Raw genomic sequence first — 25,408 nt, forward strand, 5'->3', positions numbered from 1 at the left:
GCGAAATGAAAAGCAAGGCGATACTTGGCAGCGCCCTGGTGCTGGCGTTGGTCACTGCCGCCGGCCTGGCCTGGCGCCACACCGGCCAGGCCCAGGCCACGGCGACACCCGCGCGGCACCTGGTCAAGGTGGCCCTGGCCACGGTGCAGAAAGCACCGCAGAAACGCGCCTTCGCCGGCGTCGGCGAGCTGGAGGCGGTGCATCAGGTGCTGGTGTCGGCCGAGATCGGCGGACGGGTGACGGCGATCAACTTCACATCCGGCCAGCAGGTGCGCAAGGGCGATGTGCTGGTCACCCTCAACGATGCCCCGGAGCAGGCCGAGCGCCTGCGCCTGAAGGCCCAGCTGGACAATGCGCGGACCAACCACCGGCGGGTCAAGGACCTGCTGCGCGAGAATGCCGCCACCCAGGAACAACTGGACAATGCCCTGGCAGCCCGGGACATGGCCCAGGGCGAACTGGCCCGTACCGAGGCGGTGATCGCCCAGAAGGCGGTGCGCGCACCGTTCGACGGGCGCCTGGGTATCCGCCGGGTGAACCAGGGCCAGTACCTCAATGTCGGTGATCCGGTGGTCAGCCTGATCGACACCCGCAGCCTGTACGTCAACTTCTCCCTCGAAGAGCAGCTGAGTGCCCAGCTGCGCCCCGGCCAGCCTGTCGAGGTGCGTCTGGATGCCTTCCCCGATACGCCGTTCACCGCTCATATCACGGCCATCGACCCACTGATCGGCCGCTCGCGCACCGTGCAGGTCCAGGCCACCCTGGCCAAGCCCGATGCGCGCCTGGCGGCCGGCATGTACGCCAGCGTGCAGGTGGCCAGCCCCGATGATGGCCAGGTGCTGACCGTGCCGGAGACTGCGGTGGCCTACACCGCCTACGGCGACACGGTGTTCGTCGCCCGCCACGATGACGCCGCCGGTGCGTTGGTGGTGCAGCGGGTGGCGGTGCGCACCGGCGAGCGCCAGGCCGGTCGGGTAGTGATCGAGCAGGGCCTGAACGAAGACGACCAGGTGGTGGTGTCCGGGCAGTTGCGCCTGAGCGACGGTACCGCCGTGCAAGCCACCGAAGACACCCTGCAGGCCCCGGCCAGCGGCGCCTGACTCCAGCGAGAACACGCCATGACATTCACCGACCTGTTCGTGCGCCGGCCTGTGCTGGCGCTGGTGGTCAGCACCCTGATCCTGCTGCTGGGGCTGCTGTCGTTGCTGCAGTTGCCGATCCGCCAGTACCCGCTGCTGGAAAGCTCGACCATCACCGTGACCACCGAATACCCCGGCGCCCCGGCCGAACTGATGCAGGGCTTCGTCACCCAGCCGATCGCCCAGGCGGTGTCGTCGGTGGAAGGTATCGACTACCTGTCGTCCTCCTCGGTGCAGGGCCGCAGCCTGGTGACCGTGCGCATGGAGCTCAACCGCGACTCCACCCAGGCGCTGACCGAGGTGATGGCCAAGGTCAACCAGGTGCGTTACCGCCTGCCGGAGCGCGCCTACGATCCGGTGATCGAGCGCTCGGCCGGCGAGTCGACGGCGGTGGCCTATATCGGCTTCGCCAGCCCGAGCCTGCCGATCCCGGCCATGACCGACTACCTCACGCGGGTGGTCGAGCCGTTGCTCAGCACCATCGAGGGCGTGGCCAAGGTCCAGGTGTTCGGCGGCCAGACCTTGTCGATGCGTCTGTGGATCGACCCGGCGCGCCTGGCCGCTCGAGGCCTGACCGCCGCCGACGTGGCCGAGGCGGTGCGGCGCAACAACTACCAGGCGGCGCCCGGCAAGGTGAAGGGCCAGTACGTGATCGCCAACATCCGCGTCGATACCGACCTGACCTCGGTCGGCGACTTCCGCGAGCTGGTGATCCGCAACGACGGCAATGGCCTGGTGCGCATCCGTGACATCGGCACCGTCGAGCTCGGCGCCGCCTCGGCCGAAACCAGCGCCAGCATGGACGGCGTGCCGGCGGTGCACCTGGGCCTGTTCGCCACCCCGGGTGGCAACCCGCTGGTGATCGTCGAGGGCATCCGCCAGCTGCTGCCGCAGATCCGCCAGACCCTGCCGCCGGACGTCAAGGCCGAGCTTGCCTTCGAGACGGCGCGCTTTATCCAGGCCTCCATCGACGAGGTCACCAAGACCCTGCTCGAAGCCCTGGCGATCGTGGTGGTGGTGATCTACCTGTGCCTGGGTTCGCTGCGCACGGTGCTGATCCCGGTGGTGACCATCCCGCTGTCGATGCTCGGCGCGGCGGCGCTGATGCTGGCGTTCGGCTTCAGCATCAACCTGCTCACCCTGCTGGCCATGGTGCTGGCGGTGGGGCTGGTGGTGGACGATGCCATCGTCGTGGTGGAGAACGTCCACCGCCACATCGAGGAGGGACGCACGCCGGTGGCGGCGGCGTTGATCGGCGCCCGCGAGGTGGCCGGGCCGGTGATCGCGATGACCATCACCCTGGCCGCGGTGTACGCGCCGATCGGCATGATGGGCGGGCTGACCGGCGCGCTGTTCCGTGAGTTCGCCCTGACCCTGGCCGGCGCGGTGGTGGTTTCCGGCGTGGTGGCGCTGACCCTGTCGCCGGTGATGAGCTCGTTCCTGCTCGATGCGCGCCAGTCCGAAGGGCGCATGGCCCATGCCGCCAACCGCTTCTTCGACTGGCTGGCCGAGCGCTATGCCCAGGTACTGGGGTTCTCGCTGAAGCACCGCTGGATCAGTGTCGGCTTCGCCTTGCTGGTGCTGGTCAGCCTGCCGCTGCTGTACAGCCTGCCGCAGCGCGAGCTGGCGCCGACCGAGGACCAGGCCGGGCTGCTCACCGCGATCAAGGCGCCGCAGCATGCCAACCTGGCCTATGTCGAACGTTTTGCCGACAAGCTCGACGCGGTCTACCGCATGCTGCCGGAGACCGTCAGCACCTGGATCATCAACGGCAGCGACGGCATTGCCTCGGGCATCGGCGGCATCAACCTGCAACCGTGGGACGAGCGCGCGCGCAACGCCTCGCAGATCCAGCTCGACCTGCAGGCGGCGGTCAACGATGTCGAGGGCACCAGCATCTTCGCCTTCCAGCTGCCGGCGTTGCCGGGTTCCACCGGTGGACTGCCGGTGCAGATGGTGCTGCGCAGCTCCCAGGACTACCGGGTGCTGTTCGACACCATGGAACAGGTCAAGGCCAAGGCCCGGCAGAGCGGCCTGTTCGCCGTGGTCGACAGCGACCTGGACTACAACAACCCGGTGGTGCAGGTGCGGGTCGACCGGGCCAAGGCCAACAGCATGGGCATCCGCATGCAGGACATCGGCGAGTCGCTGGCGGTGCTGGTGGGGGAGAACTACCTCAACCGTTTCGGCCTCGACGGCCGCTCCTACGATGTCATCGCCCAGAGCCCACGCGACCAGCGCCTGACCCCGCAGGCCCTGACCCGGCAGTACGTGCGCAGCGAAGAGGGCCGGCTGGTGCCGCTGTCCACCGTGGTGCAGGTCAGCGAGCAGGTCGAGCCCAACCGCCTGACCCAGTTCAACCAACAGAACGCGGCGACCTTCCAGGGCATCCCGGCGGCCGGGGTCACCCTGGGCGACACCGTGGCCTTCCTCGAACAGGTCGCGGCTGAGTTGCCCGTTGGTTTCAGCATCGACTGGCAGTCCGACGCCCGCCAGTACCAGCAGGAGGGCAACGCCCTGATGCTGGCGTTCCTCGCCGCCGTGGTGGTGATCTACCTGGTACTGGCGGCGCAGTACGAAAGCCTGGTCGATCCGCTGATCATCCTGATCACCGTGCCGCTGTCGATCAGCGGCGCGCTGCTGCCCCTGGCACTGGGGGTGGCCACGGTGAACATCTACACGCAGATCGGCCTGGTGACGCTGATCGGGCTGATCAGCAAGCACGGCATCCTCATGGTCGAGTTTGCCAACACCCTGCAGGCCGAGCAGCACCTGGACCGGCGCACGGCGATCGGCAAGGCGGCGCAGATCCGCCTGCGGCCGATCCTGATGACCACGGCGGCCATGGTGGTGGGGCTGATCCCGCTGCTGTTCGCCTCGGGCGCCGGCGCTGCCAGCCGGTTCGGGCTGGGCGTGGTGATCGTCACCGGGATGCTGGTGGGGACCTTGTTCACCCTGTTCGTGCTGCCGACCATCTACAGCCTGCTGGCCCGTGACCATGCCAGCACCGCGCGTTCGGCGCGGGCGCGGTCGTTGGCCGAGACCTTGGAGGGCCAGCCATGAAGCCTGTATTCGTCGTTTCCCTGATGGCCCTGGCCTTGACCGCGTGCAGCGTCGGCCCCGACTACCAGAAGGCCAAGGTACCGGCCAGTGGCGTGCACAGCCCGCAGCGCGCCGCCTTCGCCGCCCGTGGCGAGTTGTCGGCGCAGTGGTGGCGATTCTTCGACGATCCGCAGCTGGTGCGCCTGGTCGACCAGGCCCTGGCCAACAACCTTGACATCCGCCAGGCCCACGCCAACTTGCTGGCGGCGCGGGCGCTGTTCGACGACCGCAGCCTCGACCGCTATCCCTGGGTCACCGCCCGCGCCGGCTACAACCAGAGCCTGGAGCAGCAGCAACCGGCCGATGGCAGCGACCCGCGGCGCATGCGCACCGAGCAGTACCGCGCCGGTTTCGACGTGCAGTGGGAGATCGACCTGTTCGGTCGCCTGCAACGCCTGACCGACGCCGCTGAAGCCCGCGCCGACGCGGCGGCGGCGGACCTGCGTCAGGCACGCCTGAGCATCGCCGCAGAGGTGGCCCGCAACTACTACCTCCAGCTCGGCCTCAAGCGCAGCCTGGCCGTGGCCGAGGACCAGGTCGAGGCCTGGCGCGAAACCCTGCAGCTGACCAGCGCACAGGTGCGCGCCGGCAGCGGCCAGTACGAAGACCAGCAGAACGCCCACGCCAACCTGTTGCTCAGCGAGGCGGCGGTGCCGCCGTTGCAGGCGGCGATCCAGCAGGCCAGCTACCGCCTCGACGTGCTGACCGGGCAGGTGCCGGGCAGCCAGGAGCAGGGCGCCGCGCCGTTCCTGCCGCCGCTGGCGCGCCAGTTGCCGTTGGGTGATGTCGACGCACTGATCGGCCAGCGCCCCGATGTGGTCAGTGCCGAGCGTGAGCTGGCGGCCAGCACCGAGGACGTCGGCGCGGCCACCGCCGAGCTGTACCCGCGCCTGGACCTGGGCGGCTTCATCGGCTTCTTCGCCCTGCGCAGTGGCGACCTGGGCAGCGCCGCCCGCGCCTACGAGCTGGCGCCGGTGGTGACCTGGCCGGCGCTGCGCCTGGGCAACGCCCGTGCCCGCCTGCGAGTGCGCGAGGCGCTGGCCGAGGGCAGCCAGGCACGCTACCAGCAGGCTGTGCTGCTGGCTCGCGAAGAGGTGGAGAACGCGGTGACGCAACTGGTGCGCAACCAGGCCCGGCTGCAGAGCCTGGTGGCCTCCGCCGGCCACGGCAGCGAGGCCATCGACATTGCCAACAAGCGCTACCGGCGCGGCGCGGGGACCTACCTGGCAGTGCTGGAGAACCAGCGTGCGCTGTTCTCGATCAAGCGCGAGGTGGCCGAGGCGGAGACAGCCTCGTACCTGGATGCGATTGCGCTGTACAAGGCGTTGGGGTGGGGGAGTGCGGCGCAGTAGTGCGCGCCGATCCTTCATGCTGTACAACCATGGCCTGTCAGGAATGGCCACGTTGCAATAGATGCGGGAGCGGATTTATCCGCGATGCCCCGCGCCGGCGGCGCTCGATCTCGAGCGCCCCGCAATGCTATCGTCGAGCGCCCCTAATTTTCCCCAAGCGTCCTTCGTTTTCATGGAAGCCGCCCTGCGCCCGGCGCGTTCGGCACTCATCATTCAAGGAGACAGGCAATGACTTCCGTTTTCGACCGCGACGATATCCAGTTCCAGGTAGTGGTCAACCACGAAGAGCAGTATTCCATCTGGCCCGACTACAAGGCGATCCCCAACGGCTGGCGCGCGGTGGGCAAGAGCGGCCTGAAGAAGGACTGCCTGGCCTACATCGATAAGGTCTGGACCGACATGCGCCCACTGAGCCTGCGCCAGAAGATGGCCGAAGCAGCGGCGCAGTAAGCCGGTGTCGAGCCTGAACCTGCTGTGCCTGCCGTACTCCGGTGCCAGCGCCATGGTCTACAGCCGCTGGCGGCGCAAGCTGCCGGCCTGGTTGCAGGTGCGCCCGGTGGAACTGCCCGGCCGCGGCGCGCGCATGGGCGATGACCTGCACACCGACCTGCGCGGCCTGGCTCGGCAGTTGGCCCATGAGCAGCGCACCGCCACCCAGGCACCTTACGCCTTGCTCGGGCACAGCCTGGGAGCGCTGGTCGCCTTCGAGCTGGCCCACGAGCTGCGTGCGCTGGGCTGTCCACCGCCGCTGGCGTTGTTCGCCAGTGGCACCGCGGCGCCGACCCGCCGCGAGGACTACGCCGGCGGCAAGTGGACCGAACCCCGTGGCGACGCCGAGCTGATCGCCGAACTGCGCAAGCTGGGCGGCACCCCCGAGGAAGTACTGGCCAACCAGGAGCTGATGAGCCTGACCCTGCCGATCGTGCAGGCGGACTTCCTGCTCTGTGGCCGCTACGCCTACCAGCAGCGCCAGCCGTTGCAATGCCCGCTGCACGTGCTTGCCGGCGAGGATGATCGCGCCAGTGACGAACAGTTGCAGGCCTGGGGACGGGAGACCGTGGGTGCGCATTCGCTGGCGAAGTTCCCCGGCGGGCATTTCTTTATCCATGAGCAGGAAGACCGGGTGCTCGACGTACTCTGTCGGACCCTGGAACCGCTGCGGCTTTGTGCCTGAGCGGCGGTTGCCGTCGCGTTGTAGCGCCGCTTCAAACGTGGCTTAGCTGTTGTCCCCGCGTTGGATTGGTCGCTGGTTCTCCGGCGACCAAGCCTGATATTTTTGCCAGTTGCAGGCCTGTTGTGCTGCACGCAGAGTCATACGGATAGACAACTCGTTCAGGCGTTTTCATGCCGGCCCCGACCACCCCTCCGAATGCTGCATTGCTGGCTCCGGGGTATGTAGCCCGGTGTTTGCGCCAAGTATCCAAGCCTCGATTCAGGCGCGGTTCTATGTATGCGGAACAGCCTTGACCATCCCCGCGTACTGCGCCTTCAAATGCCCTTGCTCATCCAGTAAGTACGCATCCATCACCTCCCGCACCACCGGCCCCGCCACCCGACCACCGGCCTCGCCGTTCTCGATCATCACCGCCACCACCATCGCCGGGTGCTCGGCCGGGGCGAAGCCGACGAACAGGGCGTTGTCGCGGTGGCGCTCGAGGGTCTTGTCGCGGTTGTAGCGCTCGCCCTGCTTGATCGCCACCACCTGCGCCGTGCCGCTCTTGCCGGCGATGCGGTACTGCGCGCCGGCGGCGGCGGCGCGGGCGATGCCGCGCGGGTCGTGCATGACCATCTGCATGCCCTGGCTGACCTGGTCCCAGGCGTGCCGGTCGTGCAGCACGATATCCGGCATCGGGTTGGGGTCCACCGGCGCCTGGCCGCCGATGGTCAGCGCCAGGTGCGGGCGGTGCCAGGCGCCCTTGCTGGCCAAGAGGCTGGTGGCCTGGGCCAGTTGCAGCGGGGTGACCTGCATGTAGCCCTGGCCGATGCCGAGGATCAGCGTCTCGCCGGGGAACCAGGCCTGGCGCCGGGTGGCGCGCTTCCAGGCCTGTGACGGCATCAGCCCGGGGGCTTCCTCGAACATGTCCAGCGAGACCTTCTGGCCCAGGCCGAACTCGGCCATGTAGTCGTGCAGGCGGTCGATGCCCAGCTTGTGCGCGAGGTCGTAGAAGTAGGTGTCGTTGGAGCGCATGATCGCCGTGTACATGTCCACCCAGCCATCGCCCGTGCGGTTCCAGTTGCGGTATTTGTGGTCGTAGTTGGGCAGCTCGTAGTAGCCGGGGTCGAAGACCCGGCTGGCGGGGTTGATCACGCCGCTGTCGAGGCCGGCGATGGCCACCTCGGGCTTGACCGTCGAGCCGGGGGCGTACAGCCCGCGCAGCACGCGGTTGAACAGCGGCCGGTCGATGGAGTCGCGCAGGGCGGCGTACTGCCTGTAGCTGATGCCCTTGACGAACAGGTTGGGGTCGAAGGCCGGGTTGCTGACCATCGCCAGCACATCGCCGTTGGCCGGGTCGAGCACCACCACCGCGCCGCGCCGATCGCCCAGGGCCTTCTCGGCGGCCTGCTGCAGATGGGCGTCGAGGCTCAGCACGATGTCCTTGCCCGGCACCGGGTCGTGGTGGTTGAGCACGCGCATCACCCGGCCCTGGGCGTTGGTCTCGACTTCCTCGTAGCCCACCTGACCGTGCAGTTCGTTCTCGTAGAAGCGTTCGATGCCGGTCTTGCCGATCGACTGGGTGCCGCGGTAGGCGGTGCTGTCGAGGGCCTTGGCTTCCTTTTCGTTGATGCGCCCGACGTAGCCCACCGAATGGGCGAAGTGCTCGGCCAGCGGGTATTCGCGGATGAACTGCGGCTCGACCTCCAGCCCCGGCAGGCGGAACTGGTTGACCGCGATCAGGGCGATCTGCTCTTCGCTCAGGCCCACCAGCAGGGTCACCGGCTCGAACGGCTTGCGACCGCGGCGCAGGTCCTTGTCGAACTGCTGGCGGTCGTCCTCGGACAGCGTGAGGATCTGCGCCAGGCTGTCGAGCACCCGCGCCGGGTCGCCGGCCCGTTCGCGGGTCATGGTCAGGTTGAAGCTGGGCTTGTTGTCGGCCAGCACCACGCCGTTGCGGTCATAGATCAAGCCGCGCTCGGGCGGAATCGGCAGCACATGCACGCGGTTGTTCTCCGACACCGCGCTCTGCTGGTCATGCTGCAGCACCTGGAGGACATAGAGCCGGCCCACCAGCACCGCCACCAGGCTCATCACCAGCAGGGCACAGGCCAGCAACCGGCGGTTGACCAGGTGCTTTTCCTTTTCGTGGTCCTTGAGGGGAATGGGCTGGGGCATGGGCTTCGTGGTGTCACGCAATGGGGTCGCGATGCTACGCGGACGGGCAGGGGGGCTCAAGGCGAGCCTCGCTGCGCAATGCCTGCGCTATGCCGGTCGGCCCCGCTATCAGGGGCGTGAAGGCGAATATGAAGTTTCCTTCATGTCGCCTGGGGAGCCGTGATGGGAACGATGAGATTTGTGGCGAAGGGCTGGGATTTGTCAGAATACGCGACAAGCAATCATTATCATTCGCAAGGTAATCCATGCAGTCGGCTCTCGCTTCCCATGCCCCGGTGCGCATCCTCGCCATCGAGGACGATCCCGTCCTGTCCGCCCATATCGGCAGCCACCTGGGCGAGCGCGGCTTCGCCATCGCCCACGCGGTGTTCCCCGGCGTGGTGATCGCTTACATCGTGCAGATTCCCTACGCCATCGGGGCGTTCCAGGCCGGCATGTTCTGCGCGGTGGCCACGGGCTACCTCAAGGAGAACAGCCGCATCAAGCAGGACACGGTGATGGGCATCGTCTATTCGGGCATGTTCGGCCTGGGGTTGGTGCTGTACCTGAGGATCCAGTCCGATGTGCATCTGGACCATATCCTGTTCAGCGACATCCTCGGCGCCGGCCCCCAGGACCTGTGGCTGTGCGCGGGCATCGCCGTGCTCACGGCACTGGTCATCGCCACCAAGTGGAAGGACCTGATGCTGCATACCTTCGATGCGGTGCAGGCCCAGGCGGTCGGCCTGCGCAGCGGCTGGCTGCACTATGGCCTGCTGTGCCTGATTTCGTTGGCGGTGGTCGGGGCGCTGAAGGCCTCGGGGGGGTGATCCTGGCGATCGCCTTGCTGATTGCCCCGGGGGCCATCGCCGCGCTGCTGACGCGGCAGTTCCGAAATATGTTGTGGCTGGCGCTGCTGGTCGCCATCGGCTGTTCGTTCGTGGGCGTGTACAGCTCGTTCTACCTCGACAGCGCCCCAGCGCCGACCATCGTCATGGCCTTTGCCGGGGTGTTTGTGCTGGTGCTGGGCTGGCAGGCGCTTGGGCGCAGGGTCGGGTCGCCCATGGCGACGTGAACGACCCTCAGAGACTGAGGGTCAGGCTTACGCTGAAGTTGCGTGGCTCGCCCGGCAGCACCCACGAACTGTTGTACGAGCGTTCGTAGTATTTGCGGTCGAACAGGTTGTTGAGGTTCAGCCCCACGGTGACCTGTTCGCTGGCCTTGTAGTGCGCCAGCAGGTCGACCGTGCTGTAGGCGTCCAGGGTGAAGTGGCTGCCGGCCTGGCCGGAGCGCTCGCCGACATAGTTGAACGCCGCGCCGACGTCCGAGCCGCGCAGGGCACCGTCCTGGAACTCGTAAACGCCCATCACGCTGCCGCTGTTGCGGGCAATGCCCAGCAAGTCGCTGCCCTTGGGCAGGGCGGCGTCGCCCTTGGTGACCTCGGCATCGATATAAGCGTAGGCACCGATCACCCGCACGGCATCGGTCAGCTGGCCGCTGAACTGCAGGTCCAGGCCCTGGCTGCGCGCCTTGCCGGCCGCCACGCTTTCGCCGAGCGCGTCGGTGGTGATGACGTTCTCCTTGTCGATATGGAACAGCGCGACGGTCGCGCCCAGGCGGCTGTCGAGCAGGTCGAGCTTGAGCCCGGTCTCGTAGCCCAGGCCTTTTTCAGGCTTGTAGACCTGGCCCTGGGTGCCGATGGTATTAGGCTTGAACGATGTCGAGGCATTGGCGAACACGCCGACCTGTGGGGTCAGCTGGTACAGCAGCCCTACGCGCGGCGTGGCGACATCCTTTTCCTGGCTGTCGCTGGCGCCCGTGGCGCGGTTCTGCGAAATCTGTTCGATACGCTCCAGGCGCACACCTACCAACCCGCGCAGGCGCTCGGTGAAGGCGATCTGGTCCTGCAGGTTGAGGGCATAGCTTTCGGTGTGCTCGAAGAAGTCGTTGGGACGGACGACGGTCGGCTTGGGCTTGCCGTACACCGGGTTGTAGATGTCCAGGCCATAGCCCGCCGAGGTCGCGCTTTGCGGGTACTTCTGGCTGTTGCGGTAGTTTTCGTATTCAAGCCCGATCAGGGCCTGGTGCTGCCAGCCGCCCAGCTGGAACTGGCCGTGCAGCTCGGCCTGGGTGATGTTGTCGTTCCATTCGAAGTCACGCTCGCGGTAGAAGCGGGTGATTGTCGTGCCGACCAGGGCCTGGGGCTCGGAGCTGTTGCCCTTGAGCTTGCCCTGGGTGTAGTGGTTGGCCAGGCGCAGCTTCCAGTCGTCGTTGAGGAAGTGCTCCAGCGCCAGGTCGAGGGTCTGGTTGTCGTTGCGGATCCTGCCGTCGTTGGGTTCGCCCATGAAGGTCGAGCGCGGTACCGAACCCATCTGGCCGTTGACCGCCGGAATGCCCCGGTCGAACACCGATTCGGTGCGCGAGAATTCGGCATCGAGCATCACGCGGGTGTCCGGCGACAGCTGCCAGCTCAGCGACGGGCTGACAATGCGTCGTTCACTGTCCACGTGATCGCGGAAACTGCCGTTGTCCTCCACGGCCAGGTTGATCCGGCCCAGCAGGTTGCCTTCGCTGTCCAGGGGCGAGTTGGCATCCAGGGCGGTGCGGTAGCGGTCCCAGCTGCCCGCGCTCAGGCTGAGGGTGCTGAAGGTCTCGGCCTGGGGACGCTTGCTGACGATATTGACCAGACCGCCAGGGTCGCCACGGCCATAGAGGCTGGCGGCCGGGCCCTTGAGCACTTCGATGCGCTCGATGCTGGAGGTGTCCGGGGAGCTGTAGCTGCCGCGGTTGATGGCGAAACCGTTCTTGTACAGCTCGCCGGTGGTGAAGCCGCGCACGCTGTAGTTGAGGAAGGTCAGGCCGCCGAAGTTGTTTTGCCGCGACACGCCGCCGGCGAAATCCAGGGCGCGGTCGATGCGGGTGGTGTTGAGGTCCTTGATCACCTGGGCGGGCACCACCTGGATACTTTGCGGGGTGTCACGGATATCGCTGTCGGTACGGGTGGCGGTGGCCGAGCGGGTGGCGCGGTAGCCTTGCACCGGGCCGTCGGCACGCTCTTCGAGGTAGGCGTCGGTGATCGAGGTTTCTTCCAGCAGCAGGGGTTGGGCTGCCGAGAGGGGTTGGCCGAACAGGCCCAGGGTGAGGCCGGCCAGAAGCGGTGCGCGAGGGTTCACGAGGGTTCTCCAATTAATATGTAATAACGTAACATTTAACGATACGCTGGCGCCACAGCCAGATTAGGTATTCAGAGCGGTTGTCAGATGGAAATGATTCGCGTTATTGTAATGTTATTACGTAACCTGAGGTTCCTATGCAAGTACTGTCCTCACTCAAGCAGGCCAAGCGCCGTCATCGTGATTGCCAGGTGGTCAAGCGTCGTGGCCGGATCTATGTGATCTGCAAGTCCAACCCGCGGTTCAAGGCCAGGCAGGGCGGGGTGAAGAAGAAGCGGGGGTAGCAGTCGGCTGGGCCAAGAGTTCTAGGCGTTATCAGCGTGGGAGCGGCGGCGCACCGCCGCTCCCACGAGAGCCCGCCGAGAACGCTGCATGCTCGATGCAGACGCTAACGGAGCGTCCTGCGCAAACGCCGCCAACCCAGCACCACACCGCTGAGGGCAATCACCAGTCCACCGGCACTCACTGCGATGATCAGCCCTTCCCGCAACAGCGGCCGCGCCAGCAGCGGTTGCCAGTCCCAGCTGTGCAGCAGGTTGAACAACCAGCGCCCGGTCCGTTGCGTCCGGTCATGGCTGGCCACCAGCAGGCCGCTGGCCGGGTCCAGGTAGGCCCAGGTAGCGGCCGGGTCGGCGAAGCGCAGGCGCAGCACGGGCAAAGGGCGGGACTGGAAGCCGTACATGCTCTGCGGATCGCGGGCGAAGTAGTGGAAGTCGTAGGCGGTCTGCCAGTCGTCTTGCACTCCGATGCCCGGGGCCATGGTCTGCGCGGCCGCCAGCAACCGCTGTCGGGCAAATGCCCGGGCCGGTGGCGTGCCGGCTTCGAGGACGCGGCTGTCACCGTTGGCATTACGTGCCACCAGGTTGGTGACGTCGGCCAGGCGCTGCCACTGCAACTCGACGGTGTTGAAACCTGCCTCCTCGCGCAACCTCGCCAACGCGGTGGCGACCGGCAGCTTGAGGTCGGCGGCGCGCAGCGGGCCGGGTTGCAGGGCGATCTGCGAACGGCTGTCGGTCAGGCCCCAGGGACGCATCGACATCAAACCACTGAACACCCACAACACCAGCACGCCGCCGAACAGCAGCCCGCCGATGTGGTGCCAGCGCAGCCAGCCGCCGGGGTAGGGGCTGCACGAGCCGCTGCGGTAGCGCCTGCGCAGCCGCAGGCGCAGGATGCCCACCGCCATGCCCAGGATCGCCATCAGCGTGCCGAGCACGGACAGGCCGATCACCAGCGTGCGCCAACCGTTGTCGAAGCCAAACCCGCCACGCAAGGGATAGAGCCAGTGCAGCCAGGCACCGACCCAGTTCCAGGCGCGCTCCTGCGCGGTGGCGTCGCGCACCACTTCACCGCTGCGCCCGGACAGGTACAGCAAGGTGCCGGCGGCATCGTCCACCTGCACCCGGTGCAGGGGCCGGTCGCCGTCCAGGGCCCGGGAGTGGGTCCACATGTCCTCGTCCACCGTGCCCTGGTAGGCCAGCGCGGCGTCACCGGCGTACTGCCGGGCATTGGCCAGTGCCCAGGCGGCATCGGCGTGAGCCAAGGGCGCGCCGCTGGCGGCGTCGAGGGTGACGCGGCGACCGTCAGCCAGTTCCAGCAGGTAGTGCGCCCGCCCGCCCAGGCTGGTCAGGCGCAGTGCCTTCAACGGCTGCTGCGCCCACTGCGCCGGCAACTCGGCGCAGCACCCCGCCGGCAAGGCCGGCAGGTGGGCCAGGCGCTCGGCCGGGGTCAGCTTGGGGTAGCCGACATACAGCATGACCACCCCGGAAACGAACCACAGCGCCATGAACAGGCAGGCGACGATGCCCAGCCAGCGGTGCCACAGGTACAGCTGGCGTTTCAGGCTCATCAGTAGCTCCACTGCACAGCGACTTCCAGGCTGCGCGGCTCACCCAGGTAGTACTGGGTGTTGGTTTGGTGGATGAAGCGGGCGTAGACCTCGTCGGTGAGGTTGCGCAGCCGCGCGCTGAGCTGCACGTGCTGGTCCAGGTCGTGGGTCATCGACAGCCCGTAGACGGTGTACGACGGCACCCAGGCGGTGTTGGCGGTGTTGGCGTACACCGACGACACATAGCGGGCATCGGCGCCGACCTGCCAGCCCGGCGCGAGGTCGTAGGTCAGCCACAGGTTGGCGACCCGGTCGGGAATGTTCACCGGGTTCTTGCCCTTGCGCGAGTACACCACGCCGCCGATGGTCTCGTTGAATTCGTCGTACTCAGCGTTGACCCAGCTGAAGTTGCCCGCCGCCAGCAGCTTGGGCGTGACCTTGAACGAGGCCGCCAGCTCGATGCCGGTGGAGGTCTGCTGGCCCGCCTGCTCGGTGGTGTTGGGCACGGTCGAGGAGGGCACCGAGATGTTCTTGCGCACGATGCGATAGGCCGCCGCGGTGGCCGAGCCGCGCCCGTCGAGAAAGTCGAACTTGCTGCCCACTTCCACCTGGCGGCCGGTGCTCAGGTCGAAATCGCCGACCTGGCTGAGCGAGGCGCCGGTGAGCGAGCCTCCCGGCGGCTCGGCCGAGGTGCTGTACTGGGTATACAGGCTGACATTGGGCGTCAGGTCGTAGACCAGGCCCAGGCGTCCGGTGAACGCATCCCAGCGCCGGTCCAGCTTGGCCCGGGTCACATGGTCGACCACGTCGAAGTCGATATGGTCGTAGCGCAGCGCGGTGATCAACGCCAGCTGGTCGGTCAGGCGGGTGCGGTTCTCGACAAAACCCGCGGTGGTGTCGGTGGTGGTGCTGCGGCCCTTGGCGCGCGGCGCGTCCATGCCGGGGATGTCGAGGAAGTGGTCGGGCTGGAAGCCGCTCGGGTCGATGCGGTCGAACGCGCCCTTGGACAGCGGGTAGGCGGTCTGCTGGTTGCGGTTGTAGTCCACGCCGAACGCCCAGTCGCTGGCCAGGCCGAACAGCTGGCCCTGGTGGGTCAGCTCGACGCGGTTGCCGTTGACCTCTTGGTCGTGGCGCTGGCGGTAGCCGCCGGAGCGGTCGATGACGGTATTGCCGGCGTTGTAGCGGTACACCTCGAGGTTGCGGTAATCGCGCTGGCCGTTGTAGTGGTAGAAGGTGTTGCGCAGCTGGTTGCTGTCATCGATGCGGTAGTCGGTGATCGAGCGCAGCCAGCGGGTGCGCTGCTCGTAGCGGCCGTCCTCGACGTTGTAGTTGTTGAAGCGATTGTGCTTGTCGATGTGCAGGGTGCCGACCGCCGGTTGCAGCACCGGCGTGCCCCAGTACGGGCTGTCCTCTTTTTCTTCCAGGTACTCGATGGCCAGGGTGTGCGACAGCTGTTCGTTGATGTCGCTGAGCAGCGAGAAGGCCAGGTTGCCGGCACCGTTCTCCTGGCGGTCGATGTAGCCATTGGTACTGGTGCGGCTGTAGTCGAGCCGCGCGTAGTGGCGCGGGCCGTCGCCGCTGTTGAGCGCCTTGTTGAAGCCGACCGAGGTTTCCATGGTGTCGTAGCGACCATAGCTGACGCGGCCTTCGAAGCTGTCTTCGTCGCGGTTGGCCAGCTTGGTGATCATGTTCAGGCTGCCACCGACGGCGCCGCTGCCATTGAGGAACGACGAGGGCCCGCCGAGCAGCTCGACGCGGTCGTAGATCCACGCCCCGACCGGACGCCCGGCGGCGCCGTACTGCAGGTTGATGCCATTGAACAGCTGGCTGATCTGGGCACCGTTGAAGCCGCGATACGACACGTAGCCGCCCCAGCCGGGCGGTGCCGAGGCGTTGACCCCGGGCAGGGCGTTGGCGGCGTCCTGGAAGTTGCGCGCGCCGATGCGCTCCATGGTCTTGCGGTCGGCGACGCTGACCGAGGCCGGGTTTTCCCGGGCGCTGAGGTTGAGCCGCGAGCCGCTTTCGATAGGCCGGTCGAGGTCCAGGGTGGTGGCTTCTTTGGGTTGGTCGGCGGTGGCCGTGACGTTGCTGGCGGGCAGGGTCAGGGTGTCATCCTGCGCCCAGGCGCAGGTTGCGCTGCCAACGAGCAGCGCCAAAGTGGTCATGCGGAACATGCAAGGCTTCCTGGCTGAAATCGGTGGGCGCACGCCCGCTGCCGATCAGGCAGTACTTGGGCGTGGCGATGTCAGAACGCGAGAAGCGAAGCGGGGGAGGCGCGCGGATTGACCAGTGGCCAGCGCTGCTTGGGCAGGGGCGGCGCGGGTTGTCTGGGTAAGGGTTTGCTCGACTCCCCGGCGAGCAGGGCCAGCAGGCCGAAGAACACCGCCAGCAGGGTGGCGCTGAACAGGCTGGCGATCACGCAGTCGCCGCCGGCGGGCAGCACCGGGTCGGTGATGTCCTGGTCGCCCTTGAACACGCCGCTGCTGTCGGCCGCGCACCAGGCGGCGTCATCCAGGCCGGCCAGGCGCAAGCCGGCCATCTGGCCATGGCCCATGGCGCACAGCAACGAGCCGAACAGGATGCTGAAATACAGCACCCAGGCGACTTGCGATCGTGTGTGGCGGGCCAGCTTCATCGGCAAAGCTCGAAGGGAATGAGAATAGGTTCGGCGTGCGGATTCTACAGCGTTTGAAACATCTGCCTAGAGTGATCGGCCGATAAAAAACATTCGAATCGATTCACCTGGCTGGCTTGACGCCTCTCGGCCGCAGGTGTTCAGATGCCGACCGATTTCAGGTGTCCCATGCCGCCGCGCATGGGGTGAAACGGGAAACCGGTACGCGCTTCGCGCCAGTCCGGTGCTGCCCCCGCAACGGTATGCAAGTGATGCCTTCGATAGACCACTGTGGCCAGTGCGCCATGGGAAGGTGAAGGCGTCTTGTCTTGCGAGCCCGGAGACCGGCCTGGAATGTGGTAGGCAAACTCCTGCGGTGGGCGGGCATGGGCCGGTATTGGCGTGTGCGCGATCCCTGCTCCTGCGTGCTTCTGCGAAAGTCACTTTCGAGAAGAGCATGATTGCTGTGATTCACTCCCAACGTTTCTCCCCCAAGGCCCGGACCCTGTTCCTGGGCTTTCTGGCCAGCCCCCTGGCGCTGGCCGAAAACATGCCCCTGATCCTCCACCAGCAGATCGTCGCCGCGCCGTCGGTGGAGTCGACCACGGTCGCCGCCATGGCCCAGTACGGCAGCAAGGTCGAGATCGTCAGCCGCGAGCAGATCGAGCGCGCCGGCCCCGGTGCCGACATCACCCGGGTGATGCAGATGTTCATCCCCGGCTTCTACGTCGCGCCGAAGAACGGCCCGTTCGACTACGGCACCTACTCACTGCTGGGCGGGCGCAACGACGACACACTGATCCTTCTCGACGGCGTGCGCCTGAACAACCGCCTGTACGGCGGCCTGTACCTGGACACCCTACCGGCCAACGCGGTGGAGCGCATCGAGGTGCTCAAGGGCGGCCAGAGCCTGTTGTTCGGCACCCAGGCGGTGGCGGGGGTGATCAATATCGTCACCCGCAGCCCGCAGAGCCGCGAGGCTTCGGGCGAGGTCAACCTGGGCCTGGACAGCTTCGCCGGCAGCAGCAAGGACGCCCGCGTCGAGCGGATCTTCAGCAACGGTTTCGGCGACCTGGGCCTGCTGGCCTATGTCAGCCACAACGTCTCCGACGGCTACCAGCCGTTTCGCAACCGCGACTACAGCGGCAACGTCAGCGACAAGAAGCGCGGCTATGAGGTGACCACTTTCGGCGGCAAGGCGATCCAGGCCTTCGGTGACGATGCGCGGCTGGAACTGTTCTACCAGTACACCGACGCCAACCTCGATTTCGCCCGGCCGGTGAACAACTACAAGACCACCAACGACCGTGTGCAGCAGATCGCCACCGCCACCTTCGAGCAGCGCCTCAACGAGCGCCTGAGCTACTTCATCAAGGGCCACGTCAACGACTGGGACACCCGCTACACCCGCATCAACAACCGTGACGATGGCAGCTGCAACGTGGTCAACCACAACGACTACTGGGGCTTCACCGACTGGGGCGTGCAGGCCGAGGGCAAGGCCGAGCTCGACGGCGGCCATGTGCTGGTGTTCGGTTCCGACTACCAATGGTTCAAGGGCCAGGACGACGTGCTGGTGATCGACGACAACAAGGCCCAGGCCAATGCGCTGTATGCCCAGCTGCGGCCCAGGATAGAGGTCCTGCCGAACTGGCACCCGAGCCTTGGCGTGCGCCACGAGGCCATGAGCGGCGGCGACAGCGCCACGGTGGGCATGCTCACCTCGCTGTACGACCTGAACGACAACTGGCAGCTGCGTGGCCAGTACGGCAGCGCCTACAAGCTGCCCAACGCCGAGCAGCTGTTCGTCAACGAGCCCGGCGACGAGATCGGCAACCGCGACCTCAAGCCCGAGAAGAGCCGCAATGCCGAGCTTGGCCTGGACTACCACGGCCTGCTGCTGGAACGTGAATTCAGCGCCAGCGTCACCGTGTTCCGACGCAAGATCAGCGACCTGATCACCCTGGACGGCAGCCAGTGGGTGAACGGACAGGGCCAGGTGCGGATGCGTGGTTTCGAGGCCGATGCACGTATCCAGCTCGACGACCAATGGAGCCTGCAGGCCGACATGACCCGCAACCTCACCGAGTCGCGCACCGGGGCGACGATCAATGACGTGCCGAGTTTCTTCGCCCGCTCGCGGCTCGGCTACGAATCGGCGGACCGCATGTGGGGTGCCGGAGGGGCCATTCGCTACATTCGCGACGTGGTCAGCTCCAAGGGCGTCGACTACGGCCATTACTCGGTGGTCGACGCCGATGCCTACCGCTACCTGGACGGTGCCCGCCAGCACCGGCTGAGCCTGCTGGTGGAGAACCTGTTCGACCGCGACTATGTCACCAGCCGGGCGAGCAACGTCGACAACCTCGGACGGCCGTTCACCAGCGAACTGCGGTACACCTACACCTTCTGAGGGGCGTGAGCATGGACTATCAGCGCGTGTTGTTCGTGGGGCCGGGCTTGGCGGGTGGTTCAGTGGCCGAAGCGTTCGGCGCCGAAGTCCGTGACCTGCGTGGCCGAGAGGCGGACCGGGATATCGTCGATACGCTGGAGGGCTTCGACGGGTTGTGGGTGGTTATCCGCGAAGCGCTCGACCAGGGCGTTGAGCGCTTGCTGGTAGTGGACCTGGAACCCACCTCGGACAGCGCCTACCTAGACTGGCTGCGCGATGAACTGGGGCGCCTGGCGCAAGGCCGGGCCGGTATCTGGGTCACGGCCCAGGCCCTGGGTCGGCGCGGGCTGGATGCTCGGGCGGCTTGCGCCAGCATCGGCGAGCATGCCCGTCACCTGCCATGCGACCAGGTCAACGCGGTGGCCAGCGATCCGGACTGGTCGCGGGTGCCCGAGCATGCCCGCCAGGTGTTCCTGTGCACCGGCCCACGCTGCGTGCGGCGTGGCGCCTTGCCCTTGTGGAAACGCCTGCGCCGCCAGTTGCTGGAGCGTGACCTGATCGAGACGCCGGGCGGCGTGCTGCTGACACGCACCGGATGTCAGTTCCCCTGCAACCTGGGGCCGGTGCTGACGGTACACCCTGACGGCTGCTGGTATCGGGTACGTGATGATCGGGAGGTGGAGGAATTGGTGGAAACGCATCTAGAGGGCGGAAGGATCGCCGAAAGATTGCTGATCAAGGGAGTGACATGCGATGCGTAAAGCCTGGCTGCTGTCGCTGGCCCTGTGCTGTGGTACACCGGTCCTGGCCGAGAGCTTTCGCAACTGCGGGCAGGACTGGCAACGGCCTGCGGCGACGCCTGCGCGTATCGTGGCGCTCAACCAGCACGCGGCCGACCTGCTGCTCGCCCTTGGCGCCGGGCCATCGATGGTCGGGGTGGCCTACCTGGACGACAACGGCGTCGCCTACAAGCAGGGCCGCTACCAGGGCGTGCCGGTGATCGCCCGGGAGTATCCGGCCAGCGAGGTGTTGTACGCGCAAAGGCCGGACCTGGTGGTCGGCGGATTCGCCTCGGCCTTCGGCGATGGGGTCAGCTCGCGAACCCGGCTGGCCGGCAACGGGATCGCCACCTACCTGCTCGAGTCGGCCTGTGCCGGTCATTCGCTGGATTACTACGCCCATGTCCGGCGTGACCTGACCCTCCTCGGCGAGCTGCTGGGCAGGCAGGCGAGGGCGCAGGCATTGATCGAGGCGATGGAGGCGGACCTGGCGCGGGCCAGTGCGATCGCACCCACTGGCAAGCCGCTGTCGGTGTTCTACCTCGACAGCGAGGTCCGGGGGCTGGACAGCGAAGGCGGGCGGGGTTTCGTCACGCCGTTGCTGGCCGCCGCCGGAGCGCGCAATGTGCTCGCCGGGCTCGACCAGTACCGTGTGACGGTCAACCGCGAGGCGCTGTTGAGCAGCGACCCCGATGTAATCCTGCTGGCCGACGCCCTGTGGTCGCCGGCCAGCCGCAAGCGTCAGCTGCTGACCCGCGACCCGGTGCTTTCGAGCCTGCGGGCGGTGCGCGAGAACCGCATGCTCGATATCCCGTTCACCCAGCTTGTACCCACGCCGGCCAGCGGGCGGGTGGCCCTGGAGCTGGCGCAGCGGCTCAGGGAAATGGCTGTTCCATAGCTGGCCCGCCCTGATCGTGAAGCTCGGCGTGGGAGCGGGCTTGCCCCGCGATCGGGCGGATCGCTGCTACTCGCCGATGACCAACTGCCGCGCCAACTGGTTGTGACGTTCCAGCACTCGCGGCAGGTCGACGGTGGTGATGCGCCCACCCTGAACCACCACGCGCCCGTTGATCACGCTGGTGTCGACATGGGTCGGGGTGCAGAACACCAGTGCCGCCAGCGGGTCGTGCAGGGCACCGGCATAGGCCACATGGCCGAGGTCGAAGGCGACGAAGTCGGCGACCATGCCCGGGGCGAGGGCGCCGATATCGTTGCGGTTGAGCACCTTGGCGCCGCCCAGGGTGGCGATCTCCAGCGCCTCGCGGGCGGTCATCGCATCCGGCCCGAAACCGACCCGTTGCAGCAGCAGCGCCTGGCGCACTTCGCCGATCATGCTGGCGCCGTCGTTGGATGCCGAGCCATCGACCCCCAGGCCCACCGGCACGCCGTGGTCGCGCATCTTGCGGATCGGCGCGATGCCTGAGGCCAGGCGCATGTTCGAGCACGGGCAGTGGGCGACCCCGGTACCGGTGCGGGCGAACAGCTCGATGCCGTGCTGGTCGAGCTGCACGCAGTGGGCGTGCCACACGTCGTGGCCGACCCAGCCCAGGTCCTCGGCGTATTCGGCCGGGGTCATGCCGAACTTCTCGCGGCTGTAAGCGATGTCGTTGACGTTCTCGGCCAGGTGGGTATGCAGCGACACGCCATACTGGCGGGCCAGCACCGCAGCCTCGCGCATCAGGTCGCGACTGACCGAGAACGGCGAGCAGGGCGCCACCACCACGCGCAGCATCGAGCCGTGGCTGGCATCGTGGTAGTCCTCGATCAGGCGCTGCGACTCCTTGAGGATGTCGCTTTCCTTCTCCACCACCGAATCCGGCGGCAGGCCGCCCTGGCTGCGCCCGACGCTCATGCTGCCGCGCGCGGCGTGGAAGCGCATGCCGATCTCCTCGGCAGCGTGGATGCTGTCGTCGAGCTTGCAGCCGTTGGGGTAGATGTACAGGTGGTCGCTGGAGGTGGTGCAGCCCGAGAGGATCAGCTCGGCCATGGCCGTCTGGGTCGACACCGAGATCATCTCCGGGGTCAGCCGCGCCCAGATCGGGTAGAGGTTGGTCAGCCAGTTGAACAGCTCGCCGTCCTGAGCCGCCGGCACCACGCGGGTGAGGCTCTGGTACATGTGGTGGTGGGTGTTGACCAGGCCCGGGATGACCACCTTGCCGGTCATGTCGAGGATCACGTCGGCGTGCTGCGGCAGGGTGTCGCTGGGGCCGACCTGCCTGATCACATTGTCTTCGATGTAGAGGCCGCCGCGTTTGATCTCGCGGCGCTCGCCGTCCATGGTCACCAGCAGTTCGGCGTTCTTGACCAGTAGTGTCTTGGGCATGGGTGTCCCTCCCGCTTGGGGTGTGTTTTCTGATTGTAGGGAAGCCTCAGGCGCCGTGGCGAAGCCCGGCGTCGAAGGCTGGAGCAGAACCGCTCGCACGCAGGGTCGGCCCTGGCGAGGGCGTATAGGGCGTGTGGATCGATGGCAGCAGGGCGAATGCGGCGTTCAGGGCGCACGGCATTCGAGAAGGGGGCCCGGGGAGGTTGGGCGATAGCGGATGTCGCATGGCTTGAGCCTGTCGCAATACGCAACGGCGATGACCGTTGTCGTAGGCGCGAGGCAGTGTAAACAGAATTTCTTTTTTTTGTATACGAGTTTTTCGCCGCAATTCTGACGACTACGGGACGGGCCACTCCCACAATGATTCAAGGCGCGATTGATGTCGTTGCGCCAGTATGCGACTGTCTCGCTACCAGCCATTGTCACAGGCCGGCAGGTTCGCACGGGCTGATTACACTGTGGAAATCGCCACACGGGGAGTACCTGGGATGGGCTGCGCGTTGATGGAGCATGCGGCAAGGCTGGCGTCTGCACGAGGCAGGCGTTCATGAACAACCGTGGCCGGAGTATCTCCCTGCAATGGCTGGTGGCGCTGGCGATCATGCTGGGCATGCTGGCGCTGGGCGCGGCCCTGGCCTGGCAGGGCTACCTGGGGGTGCGCCAGACCCTGGTGGCGGCCGCAGGCGACGCTGCCCAGCAGGTCGGTCGGACCATCGACGAGCGCGCCCGACGCCTGGTCGATCCGGTGCAGAGCAGCATCCGCCTGCTGGCCTTCGATGCCTCTGCGGGGGCCATGGCGCAGCACCTGGAGCGGCTACCGCAACTGGTCGAGAGCCTGCGCGCCAACCGCATGCTCAGCGCCGCCTACCTCGGCTACCCCAATGGCGAGTTCCTGCTGGTCCGCCGCCTGCGTGATCCGCAGTTGCTGCAGCGTTTCGCGGCACCGGCAGGCACGATGTTCCTGGTGCAGACCGTCAGCCTGGGCGAAGACGGCGCGTTGCATGGCGAATGGCGTTTCTACGACCAGTGGATGACCCTGCTGCTGCACCAGCCCAAGCCGGACTACCGCTACGATCCGCGTCAGCGCCCCTGGTTCGTCGAAGCCTCTGCGCAGTCCACCACCGTGCTTACCCACCCTTATGTGTTCTTTACCACCCGCGAGATCGGCCTGACCATGGCCCAGCGCAGCGTCGATGGCGCGGCGGTGATCGGCATGGACGTTTCGGTCACCGACCTGGCCAGCGAGAGCCGCGACCTGCGCATGACGGCCGGCACCGAGATCGCCGTGGTCGATGACCAGGGCAGCGTGGTGGCCTATCCGGACCTGCAGCGGGTCATCGTCCTCGAAGGCGAGGGCGTGCGCCTGTCGCGCATCGATGAACTGGGCATTGCCAGCCTCGCACGGATCCATGCTGATACCCTCCAGGGTACCCGGCCACAGCCGTATCAGGTCGAAGGGCAGACCTGGTATGGCATGCGCGTGCCGCTGACCACCGTGGCCGGGCAGGACCTGCAGGTGCTGATTGCCGTGCCGGCCCACGAGCTGCTGGCCGGCGCGCGCCAGGTGTTGTTCGAGCAACTGCTCTGGGCTGGCGCGCTGGCAGCGGTGTTGCTGTTGCTCGGCGGCTTGCTTGGCCGGCGCATCGGCCGCCCGCTGCGCCGGCTCACGGAGCAGGTGCAGGGCCTGGCCGGCTTTGATTTCAGCCGCGAGGTGGGTGTGCTCTCGCGGGTGTCGGAGGTGCGTGAACTGAGCCGGGTGCTCAGCCGCATGTCCGGCACCATCCGCAACTTCCAGGCGATCACCCTCACGCTCAGCCGCGAGACCCAGCTCGAACGCATGCTCGACGGCGTGCTCAACCACCTGGTGGCGGCTGCCAGCGCCAGTGCCGGCGCGGTGTACCTGTACGATGCCGACAATACACGCCTGCGCCTGGCTGCGGCCTGCCGGGCCCAGGACTATCCGGCTGAGCTGGTGGTACATGAGCACGACCATCAGGACCTCGCCAATGCCGTGACCCAGGCCTTGTCGTTGCAGGGACGCAGCCTGGCGGTGGTGCTCAACGACCGCGGCCAGTCGCTCCTCGGCATCCTGGTGCTGCAACTGGAGGACGAACACGCCGGGCAGGCGTTCCGGCGCTTCGTCGAGGAACTGTCCGGCGCCGCCGCCGTGGCCATCGAGACCCGCCAGCTGGTCGAGGCCCAGCAGCGCCTGCTGGACGCCATGATCAAGCTGCTGGCCGACGCCATCGACGCCAAGAGCCCCTATACCGGCGGTCATTGCGAGCGTGTGCCGCAGCTGGCGCAGATGCTCCTGGACCAGGCCGTGCAGGCCGACAGCGGCCCCTATGCCGGCTTCAGCATGAACGAGGCCGAGCGCTACGAGTTTCGCGTGGCTGCCTGGCTGCACGATTGCGGCAAGATCACCAGCCCTGAGTACGTGGTGGACAAGGCGACCAAGCTCGAGACCCTGTACAACCGTGTGCATGAGGTGCGGATGCGCTTCGAGGTGCTCTGGCGCGACGCCGAGATCGCCTACTGGCAAGGCGTGGCCAACGGCGATGACGAGTTGCTGCTGCGCCAGGCGCTGGAGCAGTGCCGGGCCGAGTTGCAGGACGAATTCGCCTTCGTCGCCCACGCCAATATCGGCGGCGAGTTCATGCAGGAGGCCGACATCGAGCGCCTGCGCCTTATCGGCCAGCGCCGCTGGCTGCGGCACTTCGACAACCGCCTGGGCATCTCCCGCGACGAGGCCGCGCGCTTCGCCGAAACGCCAGCCGCGCCTTTGCCGGTGGAGGAGCCGCTGCTTGCCGACCGCGACGAGCACCAGGTGCCCTGGGGGCCGCGCAAGCCACCGGTGGCCAAGGACGACCCGCGCAACCACTGGGGTTTCGACATGCGCCTGCCGGCCCATGCCAGCAACCACGGCGAGCTGTACAACCTGTCGATCCGCCGTGGCACCCTCAACGACGAGGAGCGCTTCAAGATCAACGAGCACATCGTGCAGACCATCATCATGCTCAGCGCGCTGCCGTTCCCGCGCCAGCTGCGGCGCGTGCCGGCGATTGCCGGCAACCACCACGAGAAGATGGACGGCAGCGGCTATCCGCGCAGGCTCGGCAAGGATGCGCTGGGCATCCCCGAGCGGGTGATGGCGATCGCCGACATCTTCGAGGCATTGACTGCGGCGGACCGACCGTACAAGGCACCGAAGACCCTGTCCGAGTCGGTGAAGATCCTGGTGTCGATGGCTCGGGACAACCATGTCGACGGGCAGTTGCTGAGATTGTTCCTAAGCACCGGCGTGTATCGGCAGTACGCCGAGCAGTTCCTGCGCCCCGAGCAGATCGATGAGGTGGATGTGGAATATTGGCTGGCGCAGCTGTAGGTACTCAAAGC

18 protein-coding genes and 1 riboswitch are annotated in these 25,408 nt (G+C 66.9%); of the genes, 12 read left to right on the forward strand and 6 right to left on the reverse strand.

Going from position 1 to position 25,408, the window contains the following annotated elements; all coding sequences use genetic code 11:
• Nucleotides 1–5 precede the first annotated feature (5 nt).
• From VUG52_RS11015 to VUG52_RS11035, 5 genes are all read left to right on the forward strand, one after another.
• Nucleotides 6–1,100 (forward strand): efflux RND transporter periplasmic adaptor subunit, encoded by a 1,095-nt coding sequence (locus VUG52_RS11015; RefSeq protein ID WP_050706093.1) that lies wholly within the window; start codon nucleotides 6–8, stop codon nucleotides 1,098–1,100.
• Between the two features lie 18 nt (nucleotides 1,101–1,118).
• Complete coding sequence (locus VUG52_RS11020; RefSeq protein WP_331832965.1) at nucleotides 1,119–4,202, forward strand: MexW/MexI family multidrug efflux RND transporter permease subunit; 3,084 nt, start codon at nucleotides 1,119–1,121, stop codon at nucleotides 4,200–4,202.
• Nucleotides 4,199–5,593, forward strand: coding sequence for an efflux transporter outer membrane subunit (locus VUG52_RS11025; RefSeq protein WP_331832966.1), 1,395 nt, complete (start codon nucleotides 4,199–4,201; stop codon nucleotides 5,591–5,593). The genes VUG52_RS11020 and VUG52_RS11025 overlap by 4 nt, the downstream gene beginning before the upstream one ends.
• A gap of 228 nt (nucleotides 5,594–5,821) precedes the next feature.
• On the forward strand, nucleotides 5,822–6,043 hold the full coding sequence (locus tag VUG52_RS11030) for an MbtH family protein (RefSeq protein ID WP_050706090.1): 222 nt from the start codon (nucleotides 5,822–5,824) through the stop codon (nucleotides 6,041–6,043).
• 4 nt (nucleotides 6,044–6,047) lie between these two features.
• Nucleotides 6,048–6,767, forward strand: coding sequence for a thioesterase II family protein (locus VUG52_RS11035; RefSeq protein WP_050706089.1), 720 nt, complete (start codon nucleotides 6,048–6,050; stop codon nucleotides 6,765–6,767).
• Nucleotides 6,768–7,037: 270 nt separating this feature from the next.
• Here VUG52_RS11035 and mrdA read toward each other — a convergent pair whose 3' ends face one another.
• Nucleotides 7,038–8,924, reverse strand: coding sequence for a penicillin-binding protein 2 (mrdA, locus tag VUG52_RS11040; protein ID WP_050706088.1), 1,887 nt, complete (start codon nucleotides 8,922–8,924; stop codon nucleotides 7,038–7,040).
• Between the two features lie 245 nt (nucleotides 8,925–9,169).
• Between mrdA and VUG52_RS11045 the strand changes: the two genes are divergently transcribed.
• Nucleotides 9,170–9,733 (forward strand): metal ABC transporter permease, encoded by a 564-nt coding sequence (locus tag VUG52_RS11045; RefSeq protein WP_331832967.1) that lies wholly within the window; start codon nucleotides 9,170–9,172, stop codon nucleotides 9,731–9,733.
• Nucleotides 9,730–9,978, forward strand: a complete 249-nt coding sequence (locus tag VUG52_RS11050; protein WP_331832968.1) for a metal ABC transporter permease — start codon at nucleotides 9,730–9,732, stop codon at nucleotides 9,976–9,978. The genes VUG52_RS11045 and VUG52_RS11050 overlap by 4 nt, the downstream gene beginning before the upstream one ends.
• 7 nt (nucleotides 9,979–9,985) lie before the next feature.
• Here the strand turns inward: VUG52_RS11050 and VUG52_RS11055 are convergent, their stop codons facing one another.
• Nucleotides 9,986–12,076, reverse strand: a complete 2,091-nt coding sequence (locus VUG52_RS11055; protein WP_052895959.1) for a TonB-dependent siderophore receptor — start codon at nucleotides 12,074–12,076, stop codon at nucleotides 9,986–9,988.
• Nucleotides 12,077–12,213: 137 nt separating this feature from the next.
• On the opposite strand from VUG52_RS11055, the gene ykgO reads away from it, so the two are divergent.
• Nucleotides 12,214–12,360, forward strand: a complete 147-nt coding sequence (gene ykgO / locus VUG52_RS11060) for a type B 50S ribosomal protein L36 (RefSeq protein ID WP_023632134.1) — start codon at nucleotides 12,214–12,216, stop codon at nucleotides 12,358–12,360.
• A 104-nt stretch (nucleotides 12,361–12,464) separates the two neighbouring features.
• On the opposite strand, the gene VUG52_RS11065 is transcribed toward ykgO, so the two are convergent.
• From VUG52_RS11065 to VUG52_RS11075, 3 genes are all read right to left on the reverse strand, one after another.
• The gene (locus VUG52_RS11065) at nucleotides 12,465–13,919 is read right to left on the reverse strand and encodes a PepSY domain-containing protein (protein WP_050706191.1); all 1,455 of its coding nucleotides are present in this window, start codon (nucleotides 13,917–13,919) and stop codon (nucleotides 12,465–12,467) included.
• Nucleotides 13,920–13,924: 5 nt separating this feature from the next.
• Nucleotides 13,925–16,078 (reverse strand): TonB-dependent receptor, encoded by a 2,154-nt coding sequence (locus VUG52_RS11070; RefSeq protein ID WP_050706086.1) that lies wholly within the window; start codon nucleotides 16,076–16,078, stop codon nucleotides 13,925–13,927.
• Nucleotides 16,079–16,149: 71 nt separating this feature from the next.
• A complete protein-coding gene (locus tag VUG52_RS11075; RefSeq protein ID WP_028689433.1) occupies nucleotides 16,150–16,539 on the reverse strand; it encodes a DUF2946 family protein in 390 nt (129 codons plus the stop codon).
• Between the two features lie 142 nt (nucleotides 16,540–16,681).
• Nucleotides 16,682–16,885: riboswitch (cobalamin riboswitch) on the forward strand.
• A 90-nt stretch (nucleotides 16,886–16,975) separates the two neighbouring features.
• Between VUG52_RS11075 and VUG52_RS11080 the strand changes: the two genes are divergently transcribed.
• Genes VUG52_RS11080 through VUG52_RS11090 form a run of 3 tightly spaced genes read left to right on the forward strand, consistent with a single transcriptional unit; the run spans nucleotide 16,976 to nucleotide 20,587 of the window.
• Nucleotides 16,976–18,931, forward strand: a complete 1,956-nt coding sequence (locus tag VUG52_RS11080; RefSeq protein ID WP_050706085.1) for a TonB-dependent receptor plug domain-containing protein — start codon at nucleotides 16,976–16,978, stop codon at nucleotides 18,929–18,931.
• Between the two features lie 11 nt (nucleotides 18,932–18,942).
• Entirely contained in the window at nucleotides 18,943–19,671 is a 729-nt protein-coding gene (locus VUG52_RS11085; protein WP_050706084.1) for a hypothetical protein, read from the forward strand.
• On the forward strand, nucleotides 19,664–20,587 hold the full coding sequence (locus VUG52_RS11090; protein WP_050706083.1) for an ABC transporter substrate-binding protein: 924 nt from the start codon (nucleotides 19,664–19,666) through the stop codon (nucleotides 20,585–20,587). Before VUG52_RS11085 ends, VUG52_RS11090 begins: the two co-directional genes overlap by 8 nt.
• A 66-nt stretch (nucleotides 20,588–20,653) precedes the next feature.
• Here VUG52_RS11090 and VUG52_RS11095 read toward each other — a convergent pair whose 3' ends face one another.
• Complete coding sequence (locus tag VUG52_RS11095) at nucleotides 20,654–22,012, reverse strand: 8-oxoguanine deaminase (protein ID WP_050706082.1); 1,359 nt, start codon at nucleotides 22,010–22,012, stop codon at nucleotides 20,654–20,656.
• 547 nt (nucleotides 22,013–22,559) lie between these two features.
• On the opposite strand from VUG52_RS11095, the gene VUG52_RS11100 reads away from it, so the two are divergent.
• Nucleotides 22,560–25,397, forward strand: a complete 2,838-nt coding sequence (locus tag VUG52_RS11100) for an HD domain-containing phosphohydrolase (RefSeq protein ID WP_262974290.1) — start codon at nucleotides 22,560–22,562, stop codon at nucleotides 25,395–25,397.
• Nucleotides 25,398–25,408 lie beyond the last annotated feature (11 nt).

This window comes from Pseudomonas sp. LH21 (genome assembly GCF_036549575.1).
GTDB classification, from domain to species: Bacteria; Pseudomonadota; Gammaproteobacteria; order Pseudomonadales; family Pseudomonadaceae; genus Aquipseudomonas; species Aquipseudomonas peradeniyensis.

What these genes read in the sequence shown, in the direction of transcription:
- VUG52_RS11015 (WP_050706093.1), top strand. Translation starts at nt 6, where the DNA reads ATGAAAAGCAAGGCGATACTTGGCAGCGCCCTGGTGCTGGCGTTGGTC.
- VUG52_RS11020 (WP_331832965.1), top strand. Translation starts at nt 1,119, where the DNA reads ATGACATTCACCGACCTGTTCGTGCGCCGGCCTGTGCTGGCGCTGGTG.
- VUG52_RS11025 (WP_331832966.1), top strand. Translation starts at nt 4,199, where the DNA reads ATGAAGCCTGTATTCGTCGTTTCCCTGATGGCCCTGGCCTTGACCGCG.
- VUG52_RS11030 (WP_050706090.1), top strand. Translation starts at nt 5,822, where the DNA reads ATGACTTCCGTTTTCGACCGCGACGATATCCAGTTCCAGGTAGTGGTC.
- mrdA (WP_050706088.1), bottom strand. Translation starts at nt 8,924, where the DNA reads ATGCCCCAGCCCATTCCCCTCAAGGACCACGAAAAGGAAAAGCACCTG.
- VUG52_RS11045 (WP_331832967.1), top strand. Translation starts at nt 9,170, where the DNA reads ATGCAGTCGGCTCTCGCTTCCCATGCCCCGGTGCGCATCCTCGCCATC.
- ykgO (WP_023632134.1), top strand. Translation starts at nt 12,214, where the DNA reads ATGCAAGTACTGTCCTCACTCAAGCAGGCCAAGCGCCGTCATCGTGAT.
- VUG52_RS11070 (WP_050706086.1), bottom strand. Translation starts at nt 16,078, where the DNA reads ATGTTCCGCATGACCACTTTGGCGCTGCTCGTTGGCAGCGCAACCTGC.
- VUG52_RS11075 (WP_028689433.1), bottom strand. Translation starts at nt 16,539, where the DNA reads ATGAAGCTGGCCCGCCACACACGATCGCAAGTCGCCTGGGTGCTGTAT.
- VUG52_RS11080 (WP_050706085.1), top strand. Translation starts at nt 16,976, where the DNA reads ATGATTGCTGTGATTCACTCCCAACGTTTCTCCCCCAAGGCCCGGACC.
- VUG52_RS11085 (WP_050706084.1), top strand. Translation starts at nt 18,943, where the DNA reads ATGGACTATCAGCGCGTGTTGTTCGTGGGGCCGGGCTTGGCGGGTGGT.
- VUG52_RS11090 (WP_050706083.1), top strand. Translation starts at nt 19,664, where the DNA reads ATGCGTAAAGCCTGGCTGCTGTCGCTGGCCCTGTGCTGTGGTACACCG.
- VUG52_RS11095 (WP_050706082.1), bottom strand. Translation starts at nt 22,012, where the DNA reads ATGCCCAAGACACTACTGGTCAAGAACGCCGAACTGCTGGTGACCATG.
- VUG52_RS11100 (WP_262974290.1), top strand. Translation starts at nt 22,560, where the DNA reads ATGAACAACCGTGGCCGGAGTATCTCCCTGCAATGGCTGGTGGCGCTG.